At 45.9% G+C, this 14,488-nt stretch carries 7 protein-coding genes; all 7 read right to left on the bottom strand.

The window, feature by feature from the left end; translation table 11 throughout:
* Positions 1-8: 8 nt before the first annotated feature.
* The 7 genes from JGK39_RS18050 to JGK39_RS18020 all read right to left on the bottom strand — a co-directional run bounded on the left by JGK39_RS18050 (position 9) and on the right by JGK39_RS18020 (position 14,439).
* Positions 9-6,251 (bottom strand): PAS domain S-box protein, encoded by a 6,243-nt coding sequence (locus JGK39_RS18050; protein ID WP_293296989.1) that lies wholly within the window; start codon positions 6,249-6,251, stop codon positions 9-11.
* Between the two features lie 987 nt (positions 6,252-7,238).
* Complete coding sequence (locus JGK39_RS18045; RefSeq protein WP_293257592.1) at positions 7,239-9,260, bottom strand: ABC transporter ATP-binding protein; 2,022 nt, start codon at positions 9,258-9,260, stop codon at positions 7,239-7,241.
* A 520-nt stretch (positions 9,261-9,780) separates the two neighbouring features.
* Positions 9,781-10,293 (bottom strand): hypothetical protein, encoded by a 513-nt coding sequence (locus tag JGK39_RS18040; RefSeq protein ID WP_293257590.1) that lies wholly within the window; start codon positions 10,291-10,293, stop codon positions 9,781-9,783.
* 254 nt (positions 10,294-10,547) lie between these two features.
* Positions 10,548-10,805 (bottom strand): hypothetical protein, encoded by a 258-nt coding sequence (locus JGK39_RS18035; RefSeq protein ID WP_293257588.1) that lies wholly within the window; start codon positions 10,803-10,805, stop codon positions 10,548-10,550.
* A gap of 99 nt (positions 10,806-10,904) precedes the next feature.
* Positions 10,905-11,342 carry a DUF3574 domain-containing protein gene (locus tag JGK39_RS18030; protein WP_293257586.1) on the bottom strand — a complete coding sequence of 146 codons (438 nt, stop codon included), beginning with the start codon at positions 11,340-11,342 and terminating at the stop codon, positions 10,905-10,907.
* A 935-nt stretch (positions 11,343-12,277) separates the two neighbouring features.
* Positions 12,278-13,360 carry an ABC transporter ATP-binding protein gene (locus JGK39_RS18025; protein WP_293262853.1) on the bottom strand — a complete coding sequence of 361 codons (1,083 nt, stop codon included), beginning with the start codon at positions 13,358-13,360 and terminating at the stop codon, positions 12,278-12,280.
* Between the two features lie 215 nt (positions 13,361-13,575).
* Positions 13,576-14,439, bottom strand: coding sequence for a carbohydrate ABC transporter permease (locus tag JGK39_RS18020; protein WP_293262850.1), 864 nt, complete (start codon positions 14,437-14,439; stop codon positions 13,576-13,578).
* Positions 14,440-14,488 lie beyond the last annotated feature (49 nt).

Raw genomic sequence — 14,488 nt, 5'->3', positions numbered from 1 at the left:
GAACCTATTTAATTTTCTGTTCTTTGAATCGGAATCTCGATCGCAAATTCAGTGCCTTTACCCACCACGGAGAAACACTTGATTTTACCTTTATGTTTTTCGACAATAATTGAATGGGAAATTGCTAAACCCATCCCCGTCCCGGAACCGATCGGTTTTGTAGTATAGAACGGGTCGAATATCCGCTGCTTGACTTTATCCGTGATACCTGCACCGTTATCAGCAATTATAATCGCAGCGAAATTACCTTCTACCTCTGTACGAATGCGGATAATTGCCGGATTTTGGAGCGGTTCTTGTAAAGCGTCGATCGCGTTGGCGATAATATTCATAAACACCTGATTTAACTGTCCGGCGTAACACTCCACCAGCGGCAATTGTCCGTATTCTTTGACGACTTGAATTGCTGGGCGATCGCTCTGAACTTTCAGACGGTGTTCTAAAATCATCAACGTGCTGTCGATGCCTTCGTGAATGTTAACTTTTTTCATTTCAGATTCATCAAGGCGAGAGAAATTTCGCAAACTCCGCACGATATCTCGGATGCGAGTTGCTCCCACCTGCATCGAAGACAGCATTTTTGGCAAGTCGTCTAACAAGAAATCTAGCTCTAATGCCTCTACTTCCTCCTGAATAGCTGCGGTCGGTTCCGGGTATTCATCTCGATACATTTGCAGCAGTTTCATCAGGTTTGTGGTGTATTCTTCTGTGTAGGTAAGATTGCCGAAAATAAAGCTGACTGGGTTATTGATTTCGTGGGCAATTCCTGCTACCATCTGACCGAGACTCGACATTTTTTCGGCTTGCACGAGCTGGGTTTGAGCAAGCTTAAGTTCGCACAGAGTTGCTTCTAGTTGGGCAGTTTGTTCTCGCGCCATTCGGGCTGAATCGACGCTTTGGGTGTAGAGTTCGGATTGGCTGATGGCGATCGACAATTGATCGCAAATTGCCGATAGCAAATCCACTTCGTCTTGTGTCCACCTCCGCATCTCGCGACAAGCCACGCAGCCCACAACACCAATTAAACCCCCTGCACTCTTCACCGGCAAATCCAAGACAGACTTGTAACCCACCTGCAAAAAGAACTCTCTTTCTACTGGATCGCTCCAAGCTGCAACATCATCTATTTGGTAGATTTCCGATTGGGCTATTTTTTGCGCCAACGTCCCCGTTACGTCAGCAGGATAATAACCCAAAAGCGAGATTAAGTCATCATTTTTAGCTTCGTGGACGACATCCCAAGCGGGTATCTCGACATCGGATACATACCAAATAAACAAGCAGCGATCGAGTTGTAGCAAGTCGCGAATTTGGTGTACAGTTGTTGCCAATATAGTATCTAAATCGAGAGAAGCGCGGATTTGACTGCCTAACTGGTTGAGCAATTTTTGCTTCATGGCTGCTGATGAAGCTTCGGCGGCGACGAGGCGAGATGTTTCGTAAAGTTCGGCTTGATTAATGGCGATCGCCAATTGATTGCCCACAGCCACTAACAGTTCCACTTCCTCATCGCTCCAACACCGGATGCTGCTAGAAGCGCTACAGCAAATTACCCCTATTTTACCTGAAGATGTCTGAATGGGAATGTCCAGCATAGACTGTAATCCTATACACATGAAAAAATTCCGCTCTACTGGATCGGTAACATTTTTAAAATCATCCACCCGAATTATTTCAATATTGGCAATTCGCTCGGCTTTAGAACCAGTCAAGTTAGCCGGAAATACACCCAGCAAGGAAGGTAGTTCATCATTTTTTGCCTCGTATTCTACATTCCAAAATGCTGATTTCTCGTTGGTTATATACCAGATAAATAGGCACCGTTCGAGCAGCAGCAATTCACGTATTTGCTGCACAGTGGTGGCCAAAATAGTGTCTAAATCCAGAGATTCGCGGATATTGCTAGCTAGTTGGTTAAGCAGCGCTTCCTGCTCAGCTAATTTGCGGAATCTCGCTTCCGACTCTTGCAACTGTCTTTGAGCTTCTTTTTGTTTCGTTACGTCCAAACCCAAACCGATCAAGCCGATCGCATTACCGCAATCATCTTTGACCTGAGTTTTAATTATCTCCAACTGGTGGTATTCACCGTCAACCAACTGGAGCAATTCTTCAGAATAACAGGGAGGATCTTGGCTCCAGGCTTGTGCATCTGATACCATGCAGTTAGCAGATGCTTCTAATCCAAAAACTTCGGAATAGTGAGAGGCTGCTAAGAACTTCTCTTCGGGAATAGCTACATCTTCGCAGAAAGTTTTGTTGGCTAATAACATCCGCCCGCTAGCATTTGCCATCCACACCCAGATGGGAGCATTGTCAATAATTCCCCTCAAAGTTTGCTTTTGGGCGGCGAGAGCAAGTTCTGTTTGTTTGCGCTTGATTCCCAGGGCGATCGAATCGGCAATTGATGCGAAACCAATCAGCGTAGATTCCGTCAACTCCTGGCGAGCAAACATGGCGATTACTCCCACCAACTGATTGTCAACAATCAACGGATATCCAGCAAAAGCCACCATTCCTTCTCGTTTCGCCCATTCTTTGTCGCTGATTCGGGCATCTTCTTGCACAGAATTAGTGAGGTGAGGTTGTCGATCCCGGGCGATTAAACCAATCTTGAATTCACCGACAGCAATGCGGCTGTGAGCGCCGTCAATGTGAGTATAGAGGCCCGCGCTTGCTTGCAGATCCAAGACATTTCCCTCTTCATTCAGCGTCCAAATCCGAGCAAACGCAGCGTCCAAATGGCGCACAACTGCATCGGTGCAGTTTTGCAAAGTTGCAGCTAAAGTGCGGTTTTCAGTCAGAGCAATTCCCACATCTGCTGTGAATGAAGAAAGTTTCAATTGTTCTGCTAAAGCTTGTTCTGCGAATTTGCGATCTGTAACGTCGGCAGCAACACCGAGACGCTGCTGGATTTTGCCCGACTCTGTTCTGCTAAATACAATATCGCGACTGACTAACCAGCGCCAACTATTTTGTCTGTCGAGTACCCGATATTCGTACTCAACCACCTCGCCGTCGGGAGCATTTTCTATTTGCTGGATATATCTGGGAAATTTAGCTAAATCTTCAGGGTGGATAATTGTCGGCAACAGATTGCTGCCCATTTCTTGAACTTCTGCAACTGTATAGCCGAGGAGGTCGGTGATTTCGCGGTTGGCGTACACATTTCGCTGCTCTATTTCGTCGTAAACATAGAGAATATTCGGACTGGTATCGGCAATGCGCTCAACAAAATGCTGACTAGCTTGCAGCGCTGCTTCTGCAAGTTTTCGATCCGTAATGTCGGTGGAATTACCAATAATTCGGTAGATGCTGCCAGAGGCATCGTGCAGGGGCGTCATAGTTACGATAAACCAATTTTCTACACCTGCCAATTCGGCGCTATTTTCGTAAGAAATCGAGCTGTCTGCGGCCAAACAATCGACGTATCTTTGCCGAAAATTTGCTGCTACTGCTGGGGGAAACACTTCTTCGGGAGTTTTGCCTTTGACATCAGCACTCAAAATGCCTGTAGATGCTTCTGTGGCTGCATTCCAGCCTGCATAGCGGAACTCTCCGGCGGCGACATCTACCACGAAAATAACTTGATTCGATCCGTTATAGATGCTGTTTAAAAATTCTTCTTGTTCGCGCAATTGTGCTTCGGCTTTTTTGCGTTCTGTAATGTCGGTGCAACTGCCGACAACGCGATAAATGTTGCCGGATGTGTCTCGCAGCGGAGTCAGAGTTGTCATAAACCAGACTTCTGTACCGTCAAAAGTAGCGGGAGATTCTTGGTAAATCGTGCTGCCTTTTTCTACACAGTCGCTCAAATTCTGCCGGAATATTGTTGCGGTAATTGGATCGAAAAGTTCTTCGGGGGTTTTGCCGCGCCCGAATTCGCTGCTGATGCCGCCGACTAAATCTGCTGCTGGGTTCCAGCCAACGTAGCGAAATTCTCCGTCGGGGCAGGCATCTATTACGAAGATGCTGTAGTCTACGCCGTCGTAAATGCTCCGCAAAAATTCTTTTTGCTCTTGCATTTGTTGTTCTGTGATTTTGCTCTGTGTAATGTCGGAGTGGATGCCAACCCACAGGCGAACGCTGCCGTCTGCGTTCAATACGGGTACGCCCCGCACGCTCATGTACCTGTACTCGCCGTCGTGCCGCAGCAAGCGGTGTTCTATTGCGTATAAAGTGCGGTTGGCTACTGCATCCGACCACATCCTGGCAGTATATTCTCTGTCGTCGGGATGGATGTTATTGAGCCACCCCCATCCTTTAATTTCGTCGTAAGTCGCTCCCGTAAATGCACTCCATCCTGTTTGTTCGGCGACAACTTCGCCGGAGGCTGTAGTATCCCAAATAATTTGGGAGGTGGCTTCAGTTAAACACCGATATTTTTGCTCGCTTTCTTGGAGGGCTTTTTCGGCTTGTTTGCGATCGCCAATATCAGAAATAGTGCCAATCATTCTCACCGGAGCATTATTTTCATCTCTTTCTACGACTTTCCCCCGCGCCAAAATCCATTTAAATTCGCCGGATTTAGCTAACATTCTATGCTCAACAGCATAGCCATTTTCTGAATTTTCCAAATAGGCATTTAATTTCTGGTTCAATACCAGTAAATCGTCGGGATAAACTAGCTGTGACAAACCGATCGCATTTGCTTGTAGTTCGTCTGGTTCGTAGCCCAACAAAGCACTGTACTCGTGGTTGCAATACATTTCATCAGTAACTATATTCCAATCCCACATTCCGCTGTCGGAACCCCAAAGAGCTAGCTGCAACCGCTCTTCGCTGCGCCGCAGGGTGGCTTCTGCCTGTTTGCGATCGCTAATATCGCGAGCAACTCCCACCACGCCCGTGATGTTTCCAGAGCGATCGCGCAAAGGGCTTTTGGTAGAAAGAAATGTCAGGATGTTGCCCTCACTATCTTTTACTAATTCTTCGATGGTTTCTTCAATCCCAGATTGCCAGATCCGGCGGTCATTTTCCGCCAGCATATTGGCAATCTCCAGTGGAAATAATTCGGCATCATTTTTGCCAAAAATTTCTGATTTTGGCTTGCCAATCATGCCCGCAACCGTAGAATTGACCAATAGGTAGCGGCCCTGAATATCTTTGACAAAAATGCTGTCGCCTGTACTTTCGATGACGTTTTCAAAGAGGATGTTACTTTCTTGTAGTGCTGCTTCTATTGCTTTCCGATCGCTGATGTCGCGTGATATACCAATGATGCCGATCGCATTTCCTTCCGAGTCGTACCAAGGGCATTTTGCTGTCAGAAATGTTTGCATTTCTCCATTTATATGGAGATTTTCTTCCTGATTGAAATGTATTCTTGATGCTAGAATTTCGCTGTCTGACTCTATCATTCTTTTGGCTATTTCAGCGGGAAATAATTCTGTATCGTCTTTGCCTATAATTGCCTCAATAGGTTTTTCAAAAAAATTAGCTAGGGCAGAATTTCCGATCGCGTAGCGGCCTTGAATATCCTTGACAAAAATGACATCCGGCGTGCTTTCAATCACGGAACGCAAGATAGAATTGCTGTGCAATAGTGACTCTTGGGCGAGTTTGCGATCGGTAATGTCGCGGCCGATCGCATAGATCAATTCTTCCTCGCCCCAAGGGCTAGCAGTCCAGGCTATCCACTTGTAAGACCCATCGCGACACCGCCAGCGATTTTCAAAGCCAACCGTATTATTGCCCGCAGCAATCCTTTCAGCTTCTTTGAGAGTAGTTTCGCGATCGTCTGGATGCACGAATTCAATGAAGAGTTTGCCCACCATTTCGGCTGGAGAATAGCCGAGGATTTTTTCGGCTGCTGGGTTGATATGCTTGATATAACCGTCAAAACCAACGACGCACAGCATATCTGGGGACAGGCTGAAAAAGCGATCGCCCTCGTCGATCTTGCTCTCTTGGATCTCGTTGTGGTCCCAGACAGCAGAGGCGCGCGATCGCGCGGACACCGCCAGCATGACAATATTGGCTATTCCCAAACATCCCAGGGCGAGTTGGCTATTGTACAAACCATCGCCTCCGCCTGTTACCAGCAACCCGTTTAATACCAGCAGTATTGCGATCGCAACTGAGAATATGCTGCTAGGGGCGATCGTCGCGAGGCTGATTGTTTTTTCATACTGCATAGTACATTCTGCCTTCTGTCTGCTGGTGACTGCTGCCGTTAATTTTATCAATAATAGTTGCAGGAAGTTAAATAATTTAGTGTTTTGTGATTCTTCTATATGAACTAAATCTTTCATTTTTTTTGAATCTTGTTTAATTCTTGATTACTTAAAACTTAAAAACAACTCTAAAAATGTTTAAATACTGTAAATTTTTTCTAGATTGCGAAATCAAGCATTTGAAATTTTTCCTGACTTCCTGCAACACAACCCTATAATTAAGTGTATTTACGTAATTAGCGAGTAATTGTTTTTTTAGCTGCGGTGCGCTTTTTATCATTTTTCGGAAGGGCATCAAGGGTTTATCTCTAATACTGGACTAGATATTGCTGTTAGTCATTGGACATTTGGCCTAATCTAGCTAGTTTAGGACGCAAAAATTAATTATCTAGAGTGCGCCTGAAGCGCATTATCGCGTGAGAGTATCGTGTCAAACCACTTTTTACGTAAGTTATGACCGGGTTTGATGTACTAACATACTGCATGGAACCCCCTGACTGCTGGTTGAAAAACCCGCACTCTCCGTCAAATTCAACCAAATTTCATACTACCTATTAATTGTGAAGTTAAAATGAAGATCGACTGTTGATTTATGAAAAAAAAATAAAAAGATGTTGGTAGCAGTTGTTAGTTAAACTCCTATGTTCCCGGGTAATTGGGAATTGGGAATGGATCCGTTGTACTTCGCGAGTGTTGCAAATTGCTATAACCGGACATTCTCCATACCGAAGGCAGAATCCAGTGTTAAGTGTTTAATTTGGATTTTGATTTTTTTAACTGTATTAATACAAGTTCACAAAACTATTGCTACAATTATCAATCTGGTATTAATATCGTGTCCGGTTGATTACCATCACAAAAACGGTTTGTAGTGCGGACTTCAGTCCGCTTTATACTGCGGACTGAAGTCCGCACTACAAACCTTGGTACAATCCATGTGTAGCCTTAGTTCTGGGATTTGGTTAGAATTGTATCCCATCAAACCACCACAATCAAATTGGTTTGATGAGGAATTTAGTCCGATGCTGCCAAAGGCCCGGGGTTAATTTGAGGGACTAGATAATCTCAAATTTGTGGCGATTCATCCCCAGGTGAGAGGGGCGCCTTTGCAGCAGACAAAGCAGATTCGCGACCTGATTGCTGTTGCCGAATTCGCTCCAAATTCCCAGCAGGTATAGAGGCGATAAGTTGCCGCGTGTAAGCTTGCTGCGGTTGGCGGTAAATGCGCTCGGCTGTGCCAATTTCCTCGATTTTACCTTTGTTCATGACGATCGCGCGATCGCTCATAAACTTGACCACGCTCAAATCGTGAGAAATAAAAATATAAGTCAGTCCAAACTCTGTTTGCAACTCCTTGAGCAAATTTAAAACTTGCGCCTGCACCGATACATCCAATGCAGAAACCGATTCATCGCAAATAATAAACTTAGGATTCAAAGCCAAAGCTCTAGCAATACAAATTCGCTGCCGCTGTCCCCCGGAAAATTCGTGGGGGTAGCGCCGCATAAAATCGGGATTTAAACCCACTCTATCCAACAAATAAGCGGCGCGATCGCGCTTTTCTTTCGGGTTTTTGCCAAAGCGGTGAATCACCATCGGTTCCATCACCGCTTCCCCAACACTCAGGCGCGGATCGAGGGAACTAAAAGGGTCTTGAAAGATAATTTGCAAATCGCGCCGCAGCCAGCGCAATTGGCGATCGTACTCTTTTTTGAGCCGATAATTAGCCATCCACTGCCCTCGGGAACTACTTTTGGTAGGAGGGGTAATTTCTTGACCTTCAAAAAACACTTTGCCGCTGGATATCGGAATTAATTGCAGCAATGCTCTCGCTAAAGTTGATTTACCGCAGCCAGATTCGCCGACTAAACCCAAAGTTTCGCCCGGGTAAACCTCAAAAGAAATATCGTTTACCGCCATAAACAAGCGTTTAGTTTCGCCAAACATTCCTTGCACCGGAAAACCGACTCGCAAGTTATTAACAGCTAGCAAAGGCTCGGAAATATTCGGCAGCCGAGGGGGTTTTCCGGTGGGAAAAGTGGAAAGTCCGCCGCTGCTGTCGCCGTCTAAATCGACATTTTTCTCGACAATTACCAATTCGCCGCTAGCATTTGTGGTGACTTCCATAAAATCGGCAACTGTCGGTAAGCGGCGCAGTTGGCGTTCGAGAGTTGGGCGGCAAGCTAGCAGACCTTTTGTGTAAGGATGTTGGGGATTGCTGAAAATTTGCTCGATCGCACCGCATTCAACAATTTTACCTCGGTACATCACCGCCACCGTATCGGCAATTTCAGCAATGACGCCTAAATCGTGGGTAATAAAAATCATTGCCATGCCTCTAGAGTCCCGCAACTCGCGCAGCAAAGCTAAGATTGTTGCTTGCACGGTTACGTCTAAGGCCGTTGTCGGTTCGTCAGCAATTAATAAAGTGGGATTGCAAGAAATGGCCATCGCAATCATCACGCGCTGGATTTGACCGCCGGAGAGTTCGTGGGGATAGCGATCGAGCATAGCTTGTTTTTGGCCGTTGACGAGCTGCATGAAATCGCGATCGTCCTGGGCACCTGCTTCTTGCCGCAAAGCCAAACAGCGCTGCCGCAGTTCCTCGTCCCCCGGTAGCAGCTTCACCTCTTGCAATAGCGAAGCAGCTTTGCGCCGCGCTGCTGTCTGGGATATCTTTTGGTGGAGACAAATGGCTTCTGTGAGTTGAAATCCGATCGTAAAAACGGGATTTAGCGAACTCATCGGCTCTTGAAAAATCGTCGCAATCTGGCTGCCCCGGTAGGTTTGTTTTTCCCTATCCGGCATTTCCAGCAGATTCACAGGCTGCTTGGTAGCGCCATCTGCTGTCGGAGAAAACCATATTTCGCCCTGGATTTTCGTTAACGAACTTGACAGCAAACCCATAACAGCGAGGGATGTTACCGATTTTCCCGAACCCGACTCTCCGACAATTCCCAGAGTTTGCCCTCGCTTCACCTCAAAGGAAATGCCGTCAACAGCTTTGACTGTTGCGGACGCATTGTCTGCGTCCGCAGATTGAAATTCAACCCGCAGGTTGCGAACTTCTAGGACGGTTTCACTCATGGAAGTCTATGGCAAAAGTTAAAAGGAGATTAAGTGGATTGTAGCAGGGCCTGTTAAAGACAGAAGGCAGCGGGAAACTCTTAAATTTTCAGTTTTAAATTTTAAATTCTTTAACTGATGGTGATTTTCACGCTTAGTAAAAAAAATACAGATGCTACGGTAGGGACACTGCACTCCCTCCGCTACGCTTCGCCCAAGGCGTGTCAACTTAAGGCTGAAACCCTTGAGAAATATGGGTTTTATGCCAAGTCTAGATCCCCCTAAATCCCCCTTAAGAAGGGGGACTTTGAGTAACTTCTTGTCCCCCCCGACCTAAGGGGGAGTAGGGGGCAAGCTAAGGGGGGATCTAAGTTTAATGGTCAAACAGCCATCTGTGAATGGGTTTGAGCTGGTTGTTGACACCAATGTGCACGGCGCGGTGTCCCTACTATATTTCATTGAATTGAAAACTGCCTATAACAACACCCAAAACTCAAAACCCAGAACTACTTAACTGCCTTCTGCGGGGGAAGAATTTTCCTCAATAACCGATGACTTGAGTGCCAGCAGGCAGTGCAGTGGTCTCGGAGACCTTTTTAAACACGGTTGCCTGGTCGTTTAAGGAATTCGGTCTTGGCAGTCCGGGATTGGTGCCTTCCACCTGAAGGCGCATTTGACCTTCGGGAGTCAACTCAAAAACAGTCTCAACGGTTTCGGTCTTGTTGAGGCTGACATCCAGGTGCATCGGTTTTGCAGCGAGATTAACTTTATACCTCGTTTCTTTGGCGCAGGCGGCTCCGTCGGGGCATTTACCCATCATGAACAATTTGCCTTCTGGGGCAAAGACGAAGGTGAAAGACTGACCGGAGGGGATTGTACCTTGCCATTGACCTAGAAGTTGCTTGTCGATATTGCTAGCGGCCTTTTCTGCTGGTTCGGCAATTGTTGGTGCTGCTGCGGATGCTGGGCCTGGCGCGTTGTTGAAGCTGCTGGCGAGGATGCCGAAGCAAATGCCACCTGCGATCGCTTTGCCAATCATTTTTGAATTAGACATGAGACCGATCTCAAAATTGGTTGTTTGTTCTGTACACTGTAGCTATAAAACCGTACTTTGTTTAATGTAAATCCCTTTTGGGAAAATAAATAGATTTAGGTAAAATGGCATACAAACCGCTACAATTTCGGGAATCTGCCGAAAAAGTCGATTCCAATGCGATCGCTCGCGATGATTGTGATGGTTCGCCGATGCGCGAGCAATCACTTGTCTTTAGATGAAAACAATCGCGCTGTTTTCGCAGCGGCGGATGTCTAAGATTCTGGTTGAGATTCTGGTTGAGATTCTGGCGTAGCTTTCTGTTCTTTTTCAGCGCGTTTCGTTCGCTCCAATGCCTCTGCGTAAGACCAAGCCACGCTCACAATCAAAGCTTTTGCCATACCGTCCAAATTTTTTTGGAAATCCTCGTTATCCGGCGCTTGGGCTTTTGGGTTGCCATCGTTCGTCATATTTTTGTTTTCTCCGGGGCTGGTTTTTCTAGGGACTTTTTGCAGTGCGCGATCGATACCCACAAATTCTAATTTTTACTAGACCCGCACCCTACTTATCTCTGAGGGTATGACCTTGATTACTACGAATAATATCATAAATACGCTGATTGGATGAGCGAATCAGAAAGAAACCTTAACTTCGCTGGTCGTCCGCAGCACTGACTCCTGCTGAAACCTGCGCTTATAATTTTCGATGATTTCCGTAATAGCTCGATTTTTTTCCGGGGTATTTTCATAAATCAAAATAACTATTTTAGAGTTTTCTCGAATCAGAATGCCGTCCCGGTTGAGAAACTGCCCGGAACCGTCTAATACAGTTAGCCCTTCCCGAAAACGAGGGGTAATAACTTCCTTGACAAACTCCTGCCATTCTGAATCAGAAATTGTCTCACCTCCTGGTTTAGTCAAGCCAAAATACAGTTCATCTTTGAGGAAGGTTTTTGGACTGGCATTAGTATCGGAAGTTTCGGGAATTTGAGCGCGGGCAATTGTCCCCGGACAAACAGGCACGATCCACAGCAGGCCGGCCAAGCAAAGACTGTTAAGATGTTTGTTCATATCTGAATCAAGAGGTGCGATCGTTCGGAATGCAAGTCCTCAATTTTTTATGAGAAGGACTTGCATTCTTCACGCTAGAACTAATTTTAGTTGATGAGTATCTTTCGAGTGGGCGGTAACAATAAATCTTTAAATCCAAACCCAGGACAATATTGACAGGTTGGTAGTGCGGACTTCAGTCCGCAGCATTATGCGGACTGAAGTCCGCACTACTAACCAATTTTATTGTGCTCAATCTACCGGGCAGGAGATCGAGCACCGTTCTAACGATCGCACAATACCGATGCTACCGTTCGCGATATAATTTAACATAAAATGCAGCCAACTCAAAAACCCAGTTTCTGATGAGAAACTGGGTTTTTGAGCGTCAGCCTTAGTTTATTTAGTCTTAGAGCCACAGGTAGTCAGAAACCGGGTTTTTAATCAAAATCTTGGTTAGCACCCTGAAAAACGGTAAAAAACCCGGTTTCTAAGAGGATAAGAGCATCAGCCGCAGTTTATTTGCGATCGGCTACTTGCTTATGTGTCATATCGTTTCCGAGCGATTAATCGCAATTATCTTCGTTGGTAGTGCGGACTTCAGTCCGCAGCAGAAGAGCGGACTGAAGTCCGCACTACCAACCGTTTTTTTGCAGGAGAGCGGGCTGAAGTCCGCACTACAAACCGTTTTTTTGCAGGAGAGCGGACTGAAGTCCGCACTACAAACCGTTTTTGCAGGAGAGCGGACTGAAGTCCGCACTACAAACCGTTTTTGTGATGGGAATCAATCGGAAATGATATCAGTCAATTAGCTTTTTTACACATGAATATCACCTTGAGAGCAGCCAATTACTTCTACCTCTTACTAAGGTCATAACTCACTTAGAATTAGCCCAAATATTTTTCAGCACAGGGTTAGACAAATTTCAATCGATCGTGTTATACAGACCAAATTTTTATTTCAAGCGATCGCCCGTTTTGACATCAAACCAGTGCAGCAACTGAGCCGGAAAAACCAGCTCGACAATTTCGGAACTCCACTGACGGTCATTTGGGAGCAACGCGCGCACCGTTATTGACTCCAAACCCTTAACTCGGACGCTAACTAAATTTTGCATTCCCAAGTTTTCTACTAAATAAACCTCACCCTTAATTGCCTCTGGATCGGGCTTCTTCCTGGCTTCTACATCTGCAAAGCTGACGTGTTCCGGGCGAATTCCCAAGACAATCTCTGGGGGAACAGTCGGCAGATTTGGTAGCGGAACTCCAGAATCGCCCAACATCGCAAAATTTCCCTGGCATTTAAGCACTAGCAAATTCATTTGCGGGCTGCCCACAAAACCCGCTACAAACTGATTTGCCGGACGGTTATAAATTAAGTGCGGCGGGTCTAGCTGCTGCACGCTACCGCTGTTGAGAACTGCGACTTTTGTAGAAAGCGTCATTGCTTCCGTTTGGTCGTGGGTAACGTACACTACAGGGGCTTTTTGGGATGAAAACAATTGTTTGAGTTCGGCCCTAACTTTTTCTCGCAATAATGCGTCGAGATTGCTTAAAGGTTCGTCGAGCAAAAATACTGCTGGTTGGCGCACTAAGGCGCGTCCGAGGGCTACTCGCTGTCGCTGTCCGCCTGATAGTTTACCCGGTTTGCGATCGACTAATTCGGTCAATCCGAGGGATGCTGCAACTTCTGTCACTAATCGATCGATTTCGCTGTCGGATATTTTGCGGAGTTTGAGGCTGGATGCCATGTTGTCGTACACTGTCATGTGCGGGTACAGCGCGTAACTTTGAAAAACCATTGCAATATCCCGATCGCCCGGTCTGAGATATGTCACATCGCGATCGCCAATTCTAATCTCGCCTCTAGTCGGCTGTTCCAACCCTGCAATCAACCGCAGCGTAGTAGATTTGCCGCACCCGGAGGGCCCCAGCAAGGTCAAAAATTCGCCCTCGCTGACATCTAAGCTAATGTCTTTTACGGGTACAACTTTGGGGCTGTAGGTTTTATTGAGGTTTTTTAGTTGCAGTTTTGCCATGATTTTTAAAATTGGTAATTGGTAATTGGTAATTGGTAATTGGTAATTGGTAATGGCAATTGGTAATGGGTAATTGGTAATGGGTAATTGGCAATGGTAATTGGTAATTATAACAACCAAATGACTAATGACTAATGACTAATGACTAATGACTAATGACTAATGACTAATGACTAATGACTAATGACTAATGACTAATGACTAATGACTAATGACTATCCTTTTACTGCCCCGGCTGTTAAACCTTGAACTATGCGCCGCTGGAACACCAAAACCAACAAAACTAAGGGTAAGGTTCCTAAAACGGTGGCTGCTGCGATCGGGCCGTAGGGAATCTCAAAGACTGATGCACCGCTGAGTTGAGCCGTGGCGACGGGAATTGTTTTGAGAGATTCGCGAGTCATAAATGTCAGTGCAAATATAAACTCGTTCCAAGCTGAAATAAATGTCAGAATTCCAGTTGTGACTAAGGCGGGAAATGTCATCGGCAGTACGATTTGCCACAGCATTTGAAAAGTGTTGTATCCGTCAACTTTTGCTGCATCTTCTAAATCTTTGGGCAGTTGTTGAAAGAAACTCCGCATTACCAAAATTGTTAGTGGCAGATTGATGGCGGTGTAGGGAATAATTAAGGCTAAATAATTATTTCCTAAATCCAAAGCTTTGACAATTTCCAGGAGTCCTAAAAACAACAACACCGCCGGAAATAGCGTCACAATTGTCACAGTTGCCAGAATAATTCTCTCGCCCCACAGCCGCAACCTCGCCAATGCGTAAGCTGCGGGAGCACCTACTGCTAAACACAGCAGTGTGGAAGTGATGGAAACAAAAGCGCTATTTAAAATGTAAAGCGCAAAGGGGCGGCGCTGGAACAAGGACAGGTAATGATCGAAGGTAATTCGGGTGGGAATGTAGACGTTGGGAATTGCTGAGATATCGGCGTTTACTTTGAAGGAAGTCAGCACTTGCCAGATGATGGGTGCGAGGAAATAGGCGACAATTAATATCGCTGATATTGGGGCAATTAATTGCCGGATGTCAAAGGTTTTTTTTGTAGGTTGTTGGCGGGCGATCGACATAGTTTATACCAATGAAAGGAACGTGCAACTGTTAGCAACAGTCCGGGAC

The organism is Microcoleus sp. PH2017_12_PCY_D_A (assembly GCF_020738565.1).
Taxonomy (GTDB): Bacteria; Cyanobacteriota; Cyanobacteriia; order Cyanobacteriales; family Microcoleaceae; genus Microcoleus.
This window is presented reverse-complemented; position numbering and strand designations above follow the sequence as displayed.

What these genes read in the sequence shown, in the direction of transcription:
- JGK39_RS18050 (WP_293296989.1), bottom strand. Translation starts at nt 6,251, where the DNA reads ATGAAAGATTTAGTTCATATAGAAGAATCACAAAACACTAAATTATTT.
- JGK39_RS18045 (WP_293257592.1), bottom strand. Translation starts at nt 9,260, where the DNA reads ATGAGTGAAACCGTCCTAGAAGTTCGCAACCTGCGGGTTGAATTTCAA.
- JGK39_RS18040 (WP_293257590.1), bottom strand. Translation starts at nt 10,293, where the DNA reads ATGTCTAATTCAAAAATGATTGGCAAAGCGATCGCAGGTGGCATTTGC.
- JGK39_RS18030 (WP_293257586.1), bottom strand. Translation starts at nt 11,342, where the DNA reads ATGAACAAACATCTTAACAGTCTTTGCTTGGCCGGCCTGCTGTGGATC.
- JGK39_RS18025 (WP_293262853.1), bottom strand. Translation starts at nt 13,360, where the DNA reads ATGGCAAAACTGCAACTAAAAAACCTCAATAAAACCTACAGCCCCAAA.
- JGK39_RS18020 (WP_293262850.1), bottom strand. Translation starts at nt 14,439, where the DNA reads ATGTCGATCGCCCGCCAACAACCTACAAAAAAAACCTTTGACATCCGG.